The sequence below is a fragment of the Campylobacter sp. RM15925 genome, from assembly GCF_012978775.1.
GTDB lineage: Bacteria > Campylobacterota > Campylobacteria > Campylobacterales > Campylobacteraceae > Campylobacter_A > Campylobacter_A canis.
On the sequence record NZ_LIWP01000003.1, the window covers coordinates 20,579 to 36,886 of the forward strand.

18 protein-coding genes are annotated in these 16,308 nt (G+C 35.3%); 6 read left to right on the top strand and 12 right to left on the bottom strand.

Annotated elements, in window-relative coordinates; translation table 11 throughout:
- Window positions 1-35: 35 nt before the first annotated feature.
- From CDOM15925_RS02435 to CDOM15925_RS02485, 12 genes are all read right to left on the bottom strand, one after another.
- Window positions 36-974: a transformation system protein gene (locus CDOM15925_RS02435; protein ID WP_169940733.1), complete on the bottom strand. Its 939-nt coding sequence runs from the start codon at window positions 972-974 to the stop codon at window positions 36-38.
- Window positions 967-1,788, bottom strand: a complete 822-nt coding sequence (locus tag CDOM15925_RS02440; protein ID WP_169940735.1) for an ATP-binding protein — start codon at window positions 1,786-1,788, stop codon at window positions 967-969. Before CDOM15925_RS02440 ends, CDOM15925_RS02435 begins: the two co-directional genes overlap by 8 nt.
- Window positions 1,778-3,388 carry a pilus (MSHA type) biogenesis protein MshL gene (gene mshL, locus CDOM15925_RS02445; protein ID WP_169940737.1) on the bottom strand — a complete coding sequence of 537 codons (1,611 nt, stop codon included), beginning with the start codon at window positions 3,386-3,388 and terminating at the stop codon, window positions 1,778-1,780. The genes CDOM15925_RS02440 and mshL overlap by 11 nt, the downstream gene beginning before the upstream one ends.
- Window positions 3,366-3,812, bottom strand: coding sequence for a hypothetical protein (locus tag CDOM15925_RS02450; protein WP_169940739.1), 447 nt, complete (start codon window positions 3,810-3,812; stop codon window positions 3,366-3,368). Before CDOM15925_RS02450 ends, mshL begins: the two co-directional genes overlap by 23 nt.
- Window positions 3,794-4,426: a type 4a pilus biogenesis protein PilO gene (locus tag CDOM15925_RS02455; protein WP_169940741.1), complete on the bottom strand. Its 633-nt coding sequence runs from the start codon at window positions 4,424-4,426 to the stop codon at window positions 3,794-3,796. Before CDOM15925_RS02455 ends, CDOM15925_RS02450 begins: the two co-directional genes overlap by 19 nt.
- Entirely contained in the window at window positions 4,426-5,517 is a 1,092-nt protein-coding gene (locus tag CDOM15925_RS02460) for a coiled-coil domain-containing protein (RefSeq protein ID WP_249934669.1), read from the bottom strand. Before CDOM15925_RS02460 ends, CDOM15925_RS02455 begins: the two co-directional genes overlap by 1 nt.
- A 23-nt stretch (window positions 5,518-5,540) precedes the next feature.
- Complete coding sequence (locus CDOM15925_RS10020; protein WP_249934670.1) at window positions 5,541-5,954, bottom strand: hypothetical protein; 414 nt, start codon at window positions 5,952-5,954, stop codon at window positions 5,541-5,543.
- A 70-nt stretch (window positions 5,955-6,024) separates the two neighbouring features.
- Window positions 6,025-6,894 carry a GTPase Era gene (gene era / locus CDOM15925_RS02465; protein ID WP_169940743.1) on the bottom strand — a complete coding sequence of 290 codons (870 nt, stop codon included), beginning with the start codon at window positions 6,892-6,894 and terminating at the stop codon, window positions 6,025-6,027.
- A complete protein-coding gene (gene hslU / locus CDOM15925_RS02470) occupies window positions 6,891-8,213 on the bottom strand; it encodes an ATP-dependent protease ATPase subunit HslU (RefSeq protein ID WP_169940745.1) in 1,323 nt (440 codons plus the stop codon). Before hslU ends, era begins: the two co-directional genes overlap by 4 nt.
- Before the next feature lie 9 nt (window positions 8,214-8,222).
- Window positions 8,223-8,756: an ATP-dependent protease subunit HslV gene (hslV, locus tag CDOM15925_RS02475; RefSeq protein ID WP_169940748.1), complete on the bottom strand. Its 534-nt coding sequence runs from the start codon at window positions 8,754-8,756 to the stop codon at window positions 8,223-8,225.
- Window positions 8,756-9,202, bottom strand: coding sequence for a 50S ribosomal protein L9 (rplI, locus tag CDOM15925_RS02480; RefSeq protein WP_169940750.1), 447 nt, complete (start codon window positions 9,200-9,202; stop codon window positions 8,756-8,758). Before rplI ends, hslV begins: the two co-directional genes overlap by 1 nt.
- 25 nt (window positions 9,203-9,227) lie before the next feature.
- A complete protein-coding gene (locus CDOM15925_RS02485; protein WP_169940752.1) occupies window positions 9,228-10,451 on the bottom strand; it encodes an argininosuccinate synthase in 1,224 nt (407 codons plus the stop codon).
- Between the two features lie 187 nt (window positions 10,452-10,638).
- Here CDOM15925_RS02485 and CDOM15925_RS02490 point away from each other — a divergent pair, with 187 nt between their 5' ends.
- From CDOM15925_RS02490 to CDOM15925_RS02515, 6 genes are read left to right on the top strand one after another with little or no spacing between them, the layout of a single operon-like run.
- Complete coding sequence (locus tag CDOM15925_RS02490; RefSeq protein ID WP_169940754.1) at window positions 10,639-12,732, top strand: TonB-dependent receptor domain-containing protein; 2,094 nt, start codon at window positions 10,639-10,641, stop codon at window positions 12,730-12,732.
- Window positions 12,726-13,562: an alpha/beta hydrolase gene (locus CDOM15925_RS02495; protein WP_169940756.1), complete on the top strand. Its 837-nt coding sequence runs from the start codon at window positions 12,726-12,728 to the stop codon at window positions 13,560-13,562. Before CDOM15925_RS02490 ends, CDOM15925_RS02495 begins: the two co-directional genes overlap by 7 nt.
- Window positions 13,563-13,594: 32 nt before the next feature.
- Entirely contained in the window at window positions 13,595-13,840 is a 246-nt protein-coding gene (locus tag CDOM15925_RS02500; RefSeq protein ID WP_169941004.1) for an RNA-binding S4 domain-containing protein, read from the top strand.
- Entirely contained in the window at window positions 13,837-14,241 is a 405-nt protein-coding gene (gene tsaE / locus CDOM15925_RS02505; RefSeq protein ID WP_169940758.1) for a tRNA (adenosine(37)-N6)-threonylcarbamoyltransferase complex ATPase subunit type 1 TsaE, read from the top strand. Before CDOM15925_RS02500 ends, tsaE begins: the two co-directional genes overlap by 4 nt.
- Window positions 14,234-14,962 (top strand): LPS export ABC transporter ATP-binding protein, encoded by a 729-nt coding sequence (gene lptB, locus CDOM15925_RS02510; RefSeq protein WP_169940760.1) that lies wholly within the window; start codon window positions 14,234-14,236, stop codon window positions 14,960-14,962. The genes tsaE and lptB overlap by 8 nt, the downstream gene beginning before the upstream one ends.
- A gap of 1 nt (window position 14,963) precedes the next feature.
- The gene (locus CDOM15925_RS02515) at window positions 14,964-16,220 is read left to right on the top strand and encodes an RNA polymerase factor sigma-54 (RefSeq protein WP_169940763.1); all 1,257 of its coding nucleotides are present in this window, start codon (window positions 14,964-14,966) and stop codon (window positions 16,218-16,220) included.
- Window positions 16,221-16,308: the final 88 nt, after the last annotated feature.

Here is a 16,308-nt window from a genome sequence, read left to right on the forward strand (position 1 = left end):
AAATTTATTTCAATAGACTCGGCAAAAATGTTAATTTATATTGAACTATTTTCAATATGTTTTATTAGAGTTTCAATCTCTTTTGAATTTGCTTTTTCATTATATATTTTAAGAACCTTAACAGCGTCGTATTTTTGCCCTAGGTTGTATTTTGATTTTGCAAAAATAACCCAGCTTTCTTCGTTGTCGCTGTTAAGTTCGTTTGCTATAACAGACCATTTTTCACTACTTTTATAGTCTTGTATGTCATAATATTTTTTAGCTATCAAAGTAGCAAGCTCAGAACTGTTTGTCCTGTCAAATTTTGATTTTAACTCATCAACAGATATTTCAGGACCTGATGATTGGATTTGAATTTTAAATGAATTATCCTCGTCTTTTTCAGCCATAATGCTATTTTGTATACTCTGAGTATCGGCTTCTAAATTTATAGCCTCTTCATTTGGAGCGGTAAATAAAACTTGTTTTCTTAACTCTTGTATCTCCACTTCACCACTTGCTTTTGCCTCAAAAGAGGCTTGAGCGTTTTCATTTAAGTATATCCATCCTTGCTGATTTTGTTGAGAATTCATCTGCGCTAAAGATGTTATATCTTGCTTCTCTGTCTCAATACTATTTTCATTATTTGCAAAGTTGCTATAGTTTTGGTTTAAAAGAGTTCCGCTTGGCAAATCTTCTGTTAAAGTTTCAGGTTCTTTTGTTGTTGTAGTGTATGAGCTATTTATATTAGGCTCTTTTGTTACAAAAGATTGTCTAACTTCTTGTGTTGTACTATTAGTGCTTGCCGCTGCAACTTTCATTTTTGGTTCTTCAAGATAAAAAAACACAAGCGAAGCTGTGGTAACAGAAGCTGCAAGGAGTGCTACTAATAAATAGTTATAGTGAGTCTTTTCTTTAGAAATTGGATTTGCTCTTTTTTTGTCATAAGCTTTCCATTTTTTTTCTAATTCTAAAATTTCTTGTACTTCAAGCATTGATAAGCTCCGATCTGATGGCTGCCATCTCTAAAATTTTTGTACTCATTGTGTCCGTACTGATTATTGTTGGTTGATTATCCTCAAAATACTCATAAAGCTCAAAGAAATTAAACATAAGCCTATTAAGCATTGTAAGGCTTCCTCTTGTGAGATTGTTTATGAGTTCTAACTGTTCATCCGTAAATTTTAAAAATTGATAATCAAATTTTTTGGATTGCAGTTTACTTTCCATATAAACTCTCATCTCATTAACCTCAAGAGGACTCATCTCTATACTTTCCCAAATTCTAGCTTTAAAATAGTCTTTTGTCAAGACGTGCTCTTCGTCTGTTTTGCGAATTGCAAACAGAAATTTAAAAAATCCGCTATCTGAAAGTAGGCGAAGTTTTTCTATTAAAAGTTCAGGATAAAGTTGTGCCTCATCAAGCAAGACCGTGAAAACTTTTTTATCCTCTTCATTAAATTTTGATTTATAAATTCTTGTAAACTCTTCGTAATTTTGAATTTTTTCTGTAGGCTTTTCTTTGAAAATTTCCTCGTAAAGAGATGTCATAAATTCATTTTCGTTAAAAAACGGATATGAAAAAAATACTATATCTTCTCTATCTTTTAAATCCTCTACAACTTTTTTTAGTAAAAATGTTTTGCCGCAACCTGGATTACCGTAAAAAAGTATAAGCTTAACCGGCTTTTCAATCAGATTCATGATCTTTTTATATGCCGCAAAAGATTTATCTAGGTGTATAAAACTACTATCTTTATTGTCTTCGGCAAAAAGATGTTTTATTACGGTATATTTGTTATTGCTCATACGTTGACCTTGAAAATCCTAAATCTTTTAAAGTCTGTTTTACCGGTGTAGGTGATGAGATATCTATAATCCTTGGTGTTATTATAAATACAAGCTCAGTTGTTTTAAGCTGATCTTTTGTACTTTTAAATGCATGACCCAAAACAGGTATATCGCCAAGGAAAGGGACTTTAGTGTTTTCTTTGCCTTTACTTTGGGCTATAAGACCTCCAAGAACTATAGTATCGCCACTATTTACGTGAACTACCGTAGAAAGTTTCTTTTGGATTGTATCAGGAGCTATCTCTCTTATTGCCGTTGTTTGTCTTGTGTCATCTTCATTGTATTTAAAGCTACTTAGAGATGGATTGATTCTAAGCATTATTTTGTTGTCATCTGAAATTTCAGGAAGTATGTTTAACAAAATTCCTATAAATACAGAGTATTGTTTATATGTAATAGTTGTTTTGCCACTTAAGGCATTGTCATTTGAACTTTCTTGTTTAACTCTATAGTTGATGTTGTCACCAACTGATATAAGAGCTTGCTGGTTGTTTAAAGTAGCTATTTTTGGGTTTGATACTACTTTTGTTTTTCCGTTTATTTCAAGGAAATTTATAACTCCATCAAGATTAAATGTAAAACCAGGTATTAGGTTTATGGTTTGTGATAAGCCTTTATTTAAGCTATTTTGATTATTTCTAGAAGACCAGTGTATTGTATTTCCTGGAGTAGAACCATAAGTGAATTTTTGTATTGTAGTTGGATTGCCTGCAGCATCTTTTGTTACTTCTTCTGTCATTCCTATAGGTATAAACCTATCAAATAGACCTGTTTTAAAGCCTATACTGAACTTGCTCCAATCAATACCTTTTGTATAGCTGTTTGCAAGCTCAACAGATATTATTGAAACATCTATTATTACCTGTTTTCTAAGGCGATTTTGAACATCTTCAATGTATTCCGAAACTCTTTTTATCTGCGCCGCAGTTCCTGTTACGGTAACAAGGCCTGCATTTGCATTTATTATCGGATCTGGAGCTACTATAGTTTCTGTGGTATTATTTAAAATGGCTTTAATTTCGGCATCAAGCTTTTCCCAGAAATCAAATCTTTCAACTGTTCTAATGAGGTTATCAAGTTTTCCGCCACCTTTTTTAAGATCATCTGCACCTTCATCGTCAGTTTCGTTTCCAACTTCTATAGGCGCTGAATCTACGGAAGCTTTTGTTATCGCAGTTCCTTCTCTAACTGAAGTTATATAGTCTATCTTAAATGTTTTTGTTTGAAGGGCCGAAATTTTTAATACACCTTTTTCAAAAGTATAGTTGATGTTTTTTTCGTGAAGCAAAATATTAAAAATTTCGTTTAACGTCATATCTTTGATGTTTATTCCAGACACCTCTTCGCTTATAGCGTTTTTGGCAAACTGGTCTTTTGTGATAACACTAAAGTTACAAAGATCTGAAAGCTGCGTTAAAATTTCTTGTATGGAAACTTGTTCGCTTATTTTTAGATTGAAAATTCTAGTTTTACAACTATCAGCAGCCATTGCCGATGAAAAAGAAAAAGCTAAAAAAGCAATAATTGCTAGTATTTTATTTAATTTTAATGCCGACATTGTTCTTTCCTTGAGTAATATTTAATTCTAAATTTTGTTCTTTGCTGGCTAAAATCACACTTGATTTTTTAATTTTGCCAACTTTGTATTCTCCTATTTTCTCGCCTGTTTTGTACCATTTATTATTGATTTTAACTCTATCTCCAAATATTGCGTGCAGATTAAGAGTTGAATTTCCTGTTTCAGAACCATTTTCGTCTATTGTCTTTGGAGTAGATTTTTGAACTAAAAACGGATCCGGTATTTTGCTTATATTACCGTCATTTAGCCCTTTTCTTGGAGTATTTATGGCCTTAAACATTTGATCATACTCTTGTATGTTTTCTTGCTTGACATCTTGAGGTGTTTCGTTTGCAAACATGAAACAGCAAGATGCGATAATAACTGATATCTTATAAAATTTCATTAGTATTTCATCCCCCATACGTAAATTCCTATATTTCCTATCAAATCTTTTTTGGTGGAATTGATATCCATTGAATTTACATCTACTACCAAATCGGATTCTTCTATAGAATTTATATACCCTACGATATTTTTAAAGCTTCCTTCAAAGTCTATCTTGATGTCTAATACTTGCTCGATTTTCTGAGGTGTGGGGTTTTTAAACTCGTTGGCTATTTTTACAATTTTTATATCGTTTTTGTCTGCTAAAAATGCCAAGCTGTCTAAAAATTTAGCCCAATTTTGCTCATTAAATAAAAGATAAGATAACTCTTTTAACTTATTGTCAAAATATTGGTTTGTAAATTTGGCTGTTTCAAGATTATCTTTTAGTGCATTTAGCTTAGCTTGTTGCTCTTGAACTTTGCTTGTATTATTTGTGGCTAAATAATTATTCGTCTGATACAATTTAGACGTTATATCTTGATGTTCTCTGGCTGTAGTATCATAAAAATCTTGCGCAGGATCCCAAGATAAGGCATATGTAAGATACCCGACCAAAACCAAAACTCCTAAAAGTATCATAGATACTTCACTGCTTTTTTTACTATCGAAATAGTTGTCTATTTTTACTAAAGTGCTGTCTTTTTTCATTATTTAATCTTTACCGTAACATTACTTTCATAAGTTGGATTTGGTTTATTTTTATCAAAGATAATCTCTTGTGTTGTTATAGAGTATTTTATCTCGTTGCTTACGTTTTGTATAAATTCTGTAAGCTGTTTTTCATTGTTGCTTAAAAGCATTATCGTCATATTTTTATCGTTATTTACGACTTTACCTACTTTTATATCTTTTTCGCTTATTAATTTTGTTAGTTCGTATAACACTACGCTCTTCATAGGATAATTGGCTTTTTTATCATGAATTTCGGTTAGAAGATTTTTCCTAAAATCTATCTTTTCGTTTTCACTATCAAGCAGTTTTTTGATCTCTTCGTATTCAGCTCCGATTCTTGCAAGTTCATTTTTGATCCTTGTTTCTTCGGCATGTGCGATATTGTATTCATCGGTTAGCTTGTTTACCTCTTGCTGAGTTATAAATCCTACCGCATATTGGTATGCAGGATAAGCAAATGCCACTAAAAATCCTGCGGCTATGTATAGCATAAGCTTTCCGCTATGACGTTTAAACAAAGGAGGAGGGCGTAAAAATGTTGAGAAGTTAAAATTGTCATTATGCTCTTCTTTGTAGTTTTGTGCAAAGAGAGTCATTATGGTGCTTAAATTACTTACTTTTATATCTTTTGTATTTATCGAAATTTTAATATCAAAGTTGCTTGTAGGTATTCCTACTCTGTTTTCTATGGTTCCGCATAAACCGCTTATGTTTATATCGCTTAATATATATAAATTTTGAATTTTTACATTATATACTCTGCTTATGCTGTTTAAAATATCACTTAGATAATAAGCTATCTCGTCAAAAATTTGAGCCAAGTGCTCTTTATCTTTTTCATTCTCGCTGTTTTGTAAAATTTGCATAAAAGAATATTCGTCTATTCTATTCTCTTGAAGAACGGAAAATTTTTCGTTCATATTTTTTATAGAATATCTAAGCGGTCTTGACTGGACGTATTCTCCGTTTTGGTAAACCGCAAGAAAGGCATCATCATTTTGTATAACTATAAATGCGTCTGTGTTTTGAACAGACATTAAATTTTTCTTATACAAACCTCCAAACATCAAAGGAGCTGCAACTATATAGTCTATGTATGAGGTTTTTTAGCTATCGGATTAAAAATTTTACCTATAGTGGCACTTTCTATAACAAACAGATTAAATATCTTATTTTCAGAACCACCGCTATCAGCTTCGCTATATGTTATCTTGTAGTCTTTTGATGTATCAAGGTCAAACTCTTCATAAGCTTTTATAGTTATAAGGTCTGGGATATCACTGTCTTCGGTGGTGCCCGGGATCTCTGCCGTACCGATCATGAGATCTTTGTATTTTAGATAAGATATAAAGAAATTCTCTTTATTTACTTTGTCTATACTGCATTGAGCAAATTCATTTTTTGAAAATATATATGAATCTTGGGTATAAGGATCTATCGAGACAATGCCATTTTCTATCTTATTGCCGTTTTTTTTAATTTTAATTTTATCTTTGCCAAACATTTTGCAATCACTTTAAATTATAAAATTTATGAACAAGCACGTGTTATTTTAATAAAAAACAAATTAAAAATCAATAGTTATTTATTTGTTTTATAATTTTTTCATTCTTGCTCCACCCTTTTTTTACTACAACTACGAGCTTTAAAAAGACTTTTTTGTCCGTTAATTTTGATATCATTTTTCGTGAATTTATACCTATTCTTTTGATTGTTTCGCCATTTTTCCCTATTATCATTGATTTGTGTAGCTCTTTATCCGTTATTATTGAAGCAAAAATTTCTATTATTTCTCTTTTTTCCTTAACTTTATCTATTAGCACATCCGTTGAGTAAGGTAATTCGTCGCTTAGATTGTCATATATCGCTTCAAGTATAAATTCCTTGTAAATTTCTTTTTCATTAGTAGGCGTTAAAAATTCAGGATCGTAAAAATACTCATGCTCTGGCAAAAGCTTGCAAATTTCATCAAGCAATGGCTTTTTGTAGGTTTGTTTTTTGATGCTAAAAGGCATTAGGGCTGTAAATTTATCTTGAAATTTAGAATACTCGGATATTTTTTTTAAAATTTTATCATTTGATACTTCATCAACCTTGGTTAAAACCAAGATGTGGGGCGCTGAAGGTTTTAAATTTAAAAATTTCTCATATTCACCAGTTGGGTCGTGAATCGAGGCTAAAAAAACAATCGCATCGCAATCGCTCATTGATTTTATCGCCTCGTTTATCATTAATTTATTTAGCGTTTTATCGCTTTCGTGAAGCCCTGGCGTGTCGGTAAAGATTATCTGATCTTCGCCGTTCATCACTATACCGCTTATCTTGCGCCTTGTAGCATTTTGCTTATGTGACACGATAGTGATTTTTTCATTAAGTAAGAAGTTTAAAAGAGAGCTTTTGCCCGCATTTGTTCTTCCGATTATGCTTACGAAGCCCGATTTCATAGTATATATCTTGCCAAATCTTGATCTTTTATGATATCTCCAAGCTTGTCTTCTACGAGCGTCTTATCAACCTCTATCGTCTTTCCGCTGTTTTCGCTAGCTTCAAAGCTTATATCTTCTATTACTCGCTCAATTACCGTATGAAGCCTTCTTGCGCCGATATCTTCCATTTTTTCATTTGCATTTTGGGCTATTTTAGCGATAGTTCTTACAGCTTCATCACTAAATTTAAGCTCTACGTTTTCGGTTTTTAAAAGAGCTTCGTACTGCTTTAGTAGCGAGTGTTTAGGCTGAGTTAAAATTTGATATAGCGCATCCTCGTCAAGACTGCTCAGTTCTACCCTAAGAGGAAATCTTCCTTGAAGTTCAGGTATGAGATCGCTTGGCTTACTTATATGAAATGCGCCTGCTGCGATAAATAGAATATGATCTGTTTTTATAACGCCAAATTTTGTAGTTACCGTTGAGCCTTCTACTATCGGTAGCAAATCCCTTTGCACGCCTTCCTTGCTAGGATCTTGCCTGCTTGAATTTCCTGAGCTAACAGCCACTTTATCAATCTCGTCTATAAATATAATGCCTTCGTTCTCGGCTCTTCTTAACGCTTCGGTCTTAATGCTTTCCATATCCAAAATTTTCTCACTAGCTTCGTTTTTAAGAGCTTCTTTTGCGTCTTTTACTTTCATCTCTTTTTTTGTGGTTTTGTTGCTTAGCCCTATGATTTTTACAAAACTCTCTTGCATTTGAGCCATGTCGGGCGGCACATTAGCTCCCGCATCAAAGCTGCTTTGCGTGATCTCGATCTCGATGTTTAGATTGTCAAGGTCTCCGTTTTTAAGCCTTGTTTTCATCTTCTCATAGCTTCTTTCGTAATCAGCCTTTTTCTCTTCACTTGCACCCGTAGGAAGCGGTGGAAGAAGCTTTTTTATGATTTTATCCTCTACGTACTCATCGATTTTATCTTGATTTTTCTCTCTAAATTCGGTTTTTACAAGACTTATAGCAGCCGCAACCAGATCTCTTACCATAGACTCCACATCCCGCCCGACAAAACCAACTTCAGTGTATTTGCTTGCCTCTACTTTGATAAAAGGCAGGCCCATCATCTTTGAAAGACGACGTGCTATTTCGGTTTTACCGACGCCCGTTGAGCCTATCATAAGTATATTTTTAGGCACAATGTCATCTTGCATAGATTTTTCAAGCTTCATTCTGCGATATCTGTTTCTAAGTGCAATTGCTATGATTTTTTTAGCGTCTTTTTGACCGATTACATAATCATCTAAAAATTTCACTATCTCTTTTGGGGTTAAATTCATACTCTCTCTTTATTCTAAAACATAAGTTTTTATATTTGTATTTGTGTATATGCAGACTTCTCCTGCTATTTTTAAGCTCTCTTTTACAAGCTCTTCTTCGTCAATTTGTGCAAATTTATCAAGGGCTCTTGCTGCACAAAGTGCGAAATTTCCTCCGCTTCCGATAGCAGCTATCTTTCCGTCTTCAGGCTCGACAACATCGCCCGTACCACTTAGCAGAAAAATTTTATCGCGATTTAGCACCAGCATCATCGCTTCAAGTTTGCGCAGATACTTATCTTTACGCCACTCTTTGCTAAATTCTATCACAGCCTTTAGCAGATCGCCTTTAGCGTGCTCTAGGTTGTTTTCAAACATATCAAATAGATTAAACGCATCGGCAGTGCTTCCGGCAAAGCCTGCTAAAACTTTGCCGTTATGAATTTTACGAATTTTAACGGCATTTGCTTTAAGAACTGTGTTACCAAAGCTTACTTGTCCGTCTCCGCCGATCACGGATTTATTTTTGCCTTTGTAGGCTAGTATAGTTGTTGCATGAAACACTATTCGCCCTCTACTTCTAACTTAAGTTTAGCGTGAATTCCGTGTCCTAATTTTACATCTACGTTAAAAATTCCTGTTGATTTTATATGTCCGTCGGTATCAAAGCTCTTTTTGTCTATAGCTAGATTGTGCTTTTCTTCAAGGGCGTGAGCGATCTCGTCTTTTGTAACGGCACCAAACAGCGAGCCGTTAGCGCCAAGCGGTTTTTTGATAACCAGCTTTATATTTTCAAGTTGCTCTTTTAGGGTTTCTAAATTCGCAAGTTCGTATTTTAGCTCTTCGGCCTTTCTTTTTTGAGCCGCTTCATATTGGCGAAGCACATCAGGAGTTGCGGCTTTTGCTAAGCCTCTGCCTATTAAGAAGTTGTTTCCATAGCCGTCTTTTACCTCTTTTATCTCTCCTGCTTTGCCAAGAGATTTTACGTCTTTTATCAGTAATACTTTCATTTTTTGTCCTTATTTAATTTAAATTTTAGTTAAATTTGCGCCCGTTTTTGCGTCCTATAATAAACCTTAACGCATTTAGCTTTATAAACCCGTCGGCATCTTTTTGATCATACACGTTATCTTCTTCGAAAGTACAAAACGCTTCACTAAAGAGATTATCGCTCTTGCTGTCTCTGCCTAGTATGATTACATTTCCTTTGTATAGCTCGACTTTTACGCTTCCGTTTACGTTTTCTTGGCTTTTGTCTATTAGCGCTTGAAGCATGATTCGCTCAGGCGAAAACCAGTATCCGTTGTATATTAATTCGGCATATTTTGGCATGAGTTCGTCTTTAAGGTGAGCGGCTCCTCTATCAAGAGTTATGCTCTCTATGGCGCGGTGAGCCTTTAGCATTATCGTTCCGCCTGGAGTTTCATAGCAACCGCGAGATTTCATGCCTACTGAGCGATTTTCTACTATATCAAGTCTTCCTATGCCGTGTTTTGCGCCAAGGCGGTTAAGTTCGGCTAAAATTTCCGCAGGGCTTAATCTCTTGCCGTTGATGCTTACGGGATCGCCTTTTTCGTATCCTATCTCTATAATTTCGCTCTCATTTGGTGCGTTTTTTGGATCGACTGTCCATCTCCACATATCTTTTTCGGGTGCATTGGCAGGATTTTCAAGCACTAATCCTTCATAGCTTATGTGGAGTAAATTTGCATCCATAGAATACGGGCTCTTGCCCGGTTTTTTTTCTATCTTGATACCGTTTTTTTCAGCATAAGCTAGTAGTTTTTCCCTGCTGTTTAGATCCCACTCTCTCCAAGGGGCAATTATAGTAAGATTATCTCCTATGGCGTAGTATCCAAGCTCAAATCTAACTTGATCGTTTCCTTTGCCGGTTGCGCCGTGACTTACTCCATCAGCGCCTATACTTGCCGCTATCTCGGCTTGTCTTTTTGCTATAAGCGGTCGAGCGATGGATGTACCAAGCAGATATTCGCCCTCATAGATAGCGTTTGCTCTAAACATCGGAAATACAAAATCCCTTACAAATTCCTCTTTCAAATCTTCTATAAAGATATTTTCAGGTTTTATGCCAAGTTCAAGTGCTTTTATTCTTGCAGGCTCAAGCTCTTCACCTTGACCGATATCTGCAGTAAAAGTTATCACTTCGCATTTGTATTCATCTTGAAGCCATTTTAAAATAATGCTCGTATCAAGACCACCCGAATATGCTAAAACTACTTTTTTAACGTCTTTTTTCATAACAAAATCCTTATAAAAGTTAGATTTGTAATTTTAGCCAAATTTAATTAATTTCTACTAAAAATTTATCGTTTTTTGGGTGTTTGGATAAAGTCAATTAATGATATTTGATTATTAATATTAATTTTATATTTACTATGATATATTTTTCAAACGATTTAAAATAAAGTTTAAAAAAAGGAAAAAAATGACTAAGATTAAAGTTATTGGTTTGGCAGTTAGTTTGTGTTGTGCCCAAGCGATTTTAGGGGCTGATCAGATAAGTCTTGGCGAAGTGGTTGTAACAGCAGGAGGATTTAAACAAGAGATTAAAAATGCACCCGCTAGCATTTCTGTAATAAGTAATCAAAAGCTTACGGATTTAAATTTTAAATCACTGCACTCCATAGCCTCAGAAATTCCTGGTGTAAAGGTTATAGCAGGCGAAGACGGTCCTGCAAGCGGTATTTCTATAAGGGGCATGGAGAGCTCTCAAACCTTGGTTTTGATAGACGGAAAGAGAGTAAATTCAAGTGGAGCTAACCCAAAAGGCGGAGCGGGAGATATGAACTCAAATTTTATACCTCCTGCTGAAGCGATAGAGCGTATAGAGGTAATTAGAGGACCTATGAGCTCTCTTTATGGAAGCGATGCGGTAGGTGGCGTGATAAATATCATAACTAAAAAGAATTTCGATAAATTTAGTGGCGGAGTTAGCTTGTCTACGGTTTTTCAAGCTCATAGCGGAATAGGAGATCAAAGGCAGGGCGAGTTTTATTTGAATTTTCCTATATTTAGTAAATATTTAGCGCTTCAATTATGGGGATATAATAAATTAAGAGACGAGGATGAGTATAAAGGAGGTTATCAAGAAAGCGATAAGAAAAATTTAAGCTCTAAGCTTTGGATAATTCCTGATGAATATAACAAATTTTATCTTTTGTTAGGTAGAGAAAAGCATGATTATAAAAGAACAGTCGGCAAAACAGCTACCATAAAGACAAATAAGCTTACGAATTCATACTCTTATCAAAGAGACAGCAGAGGGCTTGGCTATCTTGGAAATTTTGAAAATTTCAGCGTAGATATGAGCTATATATACGATGAAACAGAGCGAAGTAGTTTGTTTGATAGTTTAACTCCCGCAAATATAAAAAATCATAATTTTAACTCTAAATTTAGCGCATTTTTAGGCGCTCACACTTTAACTTTCGGCTATGATTTTAGTAAGCAAACCTCAAAGACTACTTTTATAGTTTCAAACACAAACAAGAGCGAACTTAAAAAGCCAAAGGCATACTCCATGAAAGAGTATGCTCTGTTTGCAGAAGATGAGTGGGAAATTTTAGAAAATAGCCTATTTTTAACTCTAGGAGGGCGTTTTACGCATAATGAGTTTTTTGACAATCATTTTTCTCCAAGAGTGTATGTGGTTTATAACTTAAACGATAATTGGAGCTTAAAAGGCGGAGTTGCGACAGGATACAAAACGCCTGACGTAAATCAAATTTCACCGGGGATAGGAACTATACAAGGGGGATGGAGAATCGTTGACTTTGGAAATAAACAGCTAAAACCAGAAAAGAGTATTACTTATGAAGTAGGGGCGTATTATGATAATGCCGATAACTTTAGAAGCTCTTTAACATTGTTTAAAAATGAATTTAAGGATAAAATTTTAGATACAGACGGCAGTAGTATAAATAAAATTTCCGCATTCGGCACTTGCCCTGCAGGCGTAAATGCCCCTCATGTAAATTGTCCAGGCTGGGGAACTTACTTTAATATCAAAGGTGCCGATGTGTGGGGTATAGAGTTAAGCGGCGATTATGATATATCACGTAATTTAAATTTAAAAGTAAACTATACTTATAACAATTCTAAGATAAAAACAGGAGATCCTATTATAAATACGCCAAAAGGACCTGTCAAATTTAGCCAAACCAACCTAAGTCGTTTAGACGGTAAATCACTAACTGCAACTCCGCAACATGCTATAAATTCGACACTAACTTATAAACCGATAAGTAGTGTATCTGCTTTTGTCAGTGCAAATTATGAAAGCGAGCTTACAAGCGTGAAATTTGGACCGGGCAACAAAGTCAGCGAAAATACGAAAAAGCTATTTACTGTTGATTTAGGATCTAGCTGGAGTGTAAATAGAAATTTGACTCTTAACTTTACCGCCTATAATATCTTTGATAATATCAGATACGACGAAGGTCTTGCAGACAATGGGGAATACTACTGGTATCCTGAAGAAGGGCGAAGATTTTGGTTGAAAGTAAGCGCTAGATGGTAAGAATTTACCTATCTGTTTTACTTGTGGCTTTGCTTTTGATTTGCAATCTAAATGCAAAGCCAAATCAGCAAATAATGCCGATAAATATCGATGTCTATGATAAATTTGATATCCAAATAACTACCATAAAAAGTCAAAGCGGTGAAAAGTATCTTATATATCAAGCCATTCCAAAAGGGTCTAAAAAATATGAAAAAGTGCTTTTTATCCTTGATGGCAACGCTCAATTTTCTATAGCGTTAAATTCCGTCACAGACAAAACCCCTCCGCTTATCATAGCGGTTGGGCATGATACGAATTTGGCATATGACTCAAAAAAGCGCACAAGGGATTATACGCCAAAGGCTGCAGGAGAGGAATTTAGTCTTGGCGGCGGTGCGGATGAATTTTATCGTTTTATAAGAGATAGAGTAGTGCCCTTTGTAGATATTAAATTTGATATAAAAGATAGTGAAAAAAGCTTATTTGGACACTCTTTCGGAGGGCTTTTTACTCTTTTTGCTATGCTTCAAAACGAAGATGTGTTTGATAATTTTTTTATCGCTTCGCCTTCTTTGTGGTGGGGTGATTCTCAAATTTTAAAAGGCGCTTTAAATGAGGATAAATTTAAAGATAGAATAAGAGCTAAGTTTGTATTTGTTTGTGTAGGAGAGCTTGAAAAAAGAAAGGGTAAGACCGATAAAGCAGGAAATTTGAAAGCTAATGATTTGGCTAAAATTTTAAAAAATAGTGGCGTAAAAAGCGATTTTAAATTATACTTAAACCAAACTCACGGCAGTGTTATACCTTTAAGCATTATGGATACTCTTAAATATCTTAGCGACCACTAAAATTTAAGAGTTTTTTGGATAAAATCGCTTTTATGAGAGTAGATAAATTTTTAAATACGGTTAATATTACCAAGCGTCGAGCGATCAGTGAAGACATGTGCAAAAGCGGTGTAGTAAGCATAAACGGAGTTATCGCAAAGCCCGCTAAAGAGGTGAAAATCGGCGATAAGATTACGATTAAATTTTTAGCCAAAGAGATGAGTTATGAGGTTTTGGCTATCCCTGTGACAAAAAGTATCCCAAAATCAGCCCAAAGCGAGTATGTAAAAGAGCTATGAAAAGAGAATTTATACTAAATTTAGACGAGCTTGATGAGCTGATTCAAATTTTGCCGCGAGAAGGAGTTATAATCCTAAAGGGCGATCTTGCAAGCGGTAAGACAACTCTTGTAAAAGCCATAGCAAAGGCTCATGGTGTAAATTCGGATGTCACTTCTCCCACGTTTTCGGTTATGCAAGGGTATGAAAACGGAATTTTTCATTACGATATCTACCAAAACGGCTTTGAAGGAATTATAAAAAACGGACTTTTTGAAAATTTCTTTGAAGAGGGTTTGCACTTAGTAGAGTGGGGCGATGACGAACTTGAAAATATGCTTAAGAAATTTGATATAGATTATATAAAAATTTGCATAACTCCTCATGAAAAAGGAAGAAAATACGAGGTTTGCGGTGCATAAGCTAGAAGTTAAAAATTTACAAAAGACGATAAAAAAGACAAATATCATCAAAGGCATTTCGCTTGACATACAAAGTGGCGAAGTTGTAGGTCTTCTTGGTCCAAACGGAGCCGGAAAGACGACTACTTTTTATATGATCTGCGGGTTGATACCCCCAAGTAGTGGTAACATCTATCTTGACGGTGTCGATATCACAAATGTGCCTTTGCACAAGCGCGCTCGGATGGGCATAGGATACCTGCCTCAGGAATCAAGCATTTTTAAGGATTTAACGGTAGAAGAAAATTTGTTGCTCGGGGCTGAAATTTTATATAAAGATACAGCCGTTCAGGAGCAAAAAGTAGATGAGATGCTAAATTTGCTTAATATCGAGCCGATTCGCTTAAGAAAGGGCGTAAGTCTAAGCGGTGGTGAGCGAAGGCGCTGCGAAATCGCAAGAAGCCTCATAATAACGCCAAAATTTTTGCTTCTTGACGAGCCTTTTGCCGGCGTTGATCCTATAGCCGTTAGCGATATACAAAGCATAGCAAGAGACCTTAAGAATTTAGGCATAGGAGTGCTGATAACAGATCATAATGTGCGGGAGACTTTGGCGATTTGCGATAGAGCTTACGTTATAAAAGACGGCTCGCTTTTAGCCTCTGGAAACGCCAAGGAGGTGGCAAACGATAAGCTTGTTAAGACGCACTATCTCGGACAAGATTTTAAGCTTTTAGAATAATATGCTAAAGCAAACCGCATCTATAGCCCCCAAAGGCAAGCTTTCGCATACTCTTAGAAGTTGGCTGCCGATACTTAGTTCAAGTATCGAAGAGCTAAAAGAGACTCTTGAGCCTTTTGTTGCCCAAAATCCATTTGTCACGATCGAGCATAAAAATCAAAATTCATCTAAAAAAAACTTTTTTAGCGAAATTTCAAAAAAATCCTCAAGCGAAAATATCGAAACTTACAGCGTTTTTAAAGAGAGTCTATACGATAAGCTTTTGCCTCAAATAAACAAGCCGTTATTTCCTACTCAAAAATCCCAAATTATCGCAAATAAAATCATAGAGTGCCTTAGCGATGAGGGGTACTTTGAGTGGAGTGATGAAGTTTTTGCGGGCTTTGATAGGAGCGAAGTAGAGCGGGTTAGGGCGCGCTTTGCTTATCTTGAGCCTTGTGGCGTGGGTGCGGTGGATTATAAAGAGAGTTTTTTATTTCAGATGGGCGAATTTGAGCTTGATGGCGAGCTTGAAAAAGATGTTAAATTTATCATCGAGAATTTTGAAAATTTGCAGAATTTGGCTCAAAATTTAAAAAAAATGAAGCGGTACGATGAGGCTATTTCTATCGTGCGTAAATTTAAAAATCCACCCGCGATCGAGTATCTAAGCGATTCGCCGGCTAAAATTCCAGATATCTTTATAAATACTTCCGGCGGAAGAGTTGAGATAGCTATAAATGATGAATTTTACCCTGAAATTTTGCTTGATACCGAAGGACTTGATGAGAAAAGCGAGTTTGTAAGCACGCGTATAAAAGAGGCAAAAGACCTCGTAGATGCTCTTGATATGCGAAAAGCTACGCTAAAAAAGATCGCCTTGATGATAGTTGAGTATCAGTATGATTATTTTTTTGGAGGCGATATAAAGCCTATGAGGCTAAAAGATATCGCGGATGATTTAGGGCGTAATCCTTCTACTATTTCGCGTGCGATATCAAACAAATATCTTGTCTGTTCGCGAGGTACGGTACCGATAAAAAGTTTCTTTTCGGCTGCTGTTGACGAGGAGATTTCAAATGCCGCTCTTAAAAATTTCGTCGCAAATTTAGTTAAAAATGAAAATCCGAAAAAGCCGTTAAGCGATCTTAAAATTTTAGAGCTTATCCAAAAAGAATTTAGCGTAAATATGGTTAGGCGAACCATCACAAAATACCGCAAGGCGCTAAATATCGCTAGCTCCAGCCAGCGCAAGAGAATTTATCTGATGCAAGGTTAAGCTTGGACATTGTTTTATACTGTTTGGTGTGCAGGGTTTAGTCTAAATTTTACATCGAACTTTAATACATCTATATTATTGGCGCCCA

Coding starts and splice junctions, on each gene's coding strand:
- CDOM15925_RS02435 (WP_169940733.1), bottom strand. CDS start 974: ATGCTTGAAGTACAAGAAATTTTAGAATTAGAAAAAAAATGGAAAGCT.
- CDOM15925_RS02440 (WP_169940735.1), bottom strand. CDS start 1,788: ATGAGCAATAACAAATATACCGTAATAAAACATCTTTTTGCCGAAGAC.
- mshL (WP_169940737.1), bottom strand. CDS start 3,388: ATGTCGGCATTAAAATTAAATAAAATACTAGCAATTATTGCTTTTTTA.
- CDOM15925_RS02450 (WP_169940739.1), bottom strand. CDS start 3,812: ATGGGGGATGAAATACTAATGAAATTTTATAAGATATCAGTTATTATC.
- CDOM15925_RS02455 (WP_169940741.1), bottom strand. CDS start 4,426: ATGAAAAAAGACAGCACTTTAGTAAAAATAGACAACTATTTCGATAGT.
- CDOM15925_RS02460 (WP_249934669.1), bottom strand. CDS start 5,517: ATGTTTGGAGGTTTGTATAAGAAAAATTTAATGTCTGTTCAAAACACA.
- CDOM15925_RS10020 (WP_249934670.1), bottom strand. CDS start 5,954: ATGTTTGGCAAAGATAAAATTAAAATTAAAAAAAACGGCAATAAGATA.
- era (WP_169940743.1), bottom strand. CDS start 6,894: ATGAAATCGGGCTTCGTAAGCATAATCGGAAGAACAAATGCGGGCAAA.
- hslU (WP_169940745.1), bottom strand. CDS start 8,213: ATGAATTTAACCCCAAAAGAGATAGTGAAATTTTTAGATGATTATGTA.
- rplI (WP_169940750.1), bottom strand. CDS start 9,202: ATGAAAGTATTACTGATAAAAGACGTAAAATCTCTTGGCAAAGCAGGA.
- CDOM15925_RS02485 (WP_169940752.1), bottom strand. CDS start 10,451: ATGAAAAAAGACGTTAAAAAAGTAGTTTTAGCATATTCGGGTGGTCTT.
- CDOM15925_RS02490 (WP_169940754.1), top strand. CDS start 10,639: ATGACTAAGATTAAAGTTATTGGTTTGGCAGTTAGTTTGTGTTGTGCC.
- CDOM15925_RS02495 (WP_169940756.1), top strand. CDS start 12,726: ATGGTAAGAATTTACCTATCTGTTTTACTTGTGGCTTTGCTTTTGATT.
- CDOM15925_RS02500 (WP_169941004.1), top strand. CDS start 13,595: ATGAGAGTAGATAAATTTTTAAATACGGTTAATATTACCAAGCGTCGA.
- tsaE (WP_169940758.1), top strand. CDS start 13,837: ATGAAAAGAGAATTTATACTAAATTTAGACGAGCTTGATGAGCTGATT.
- CDOM15925_RS02515 (WP_169940763.1), top strand. CDS start 14,964: ATGCTAAAGCAAACCGCATCTATAGCCCCCAAAGGCAAGCTTTCGCAT.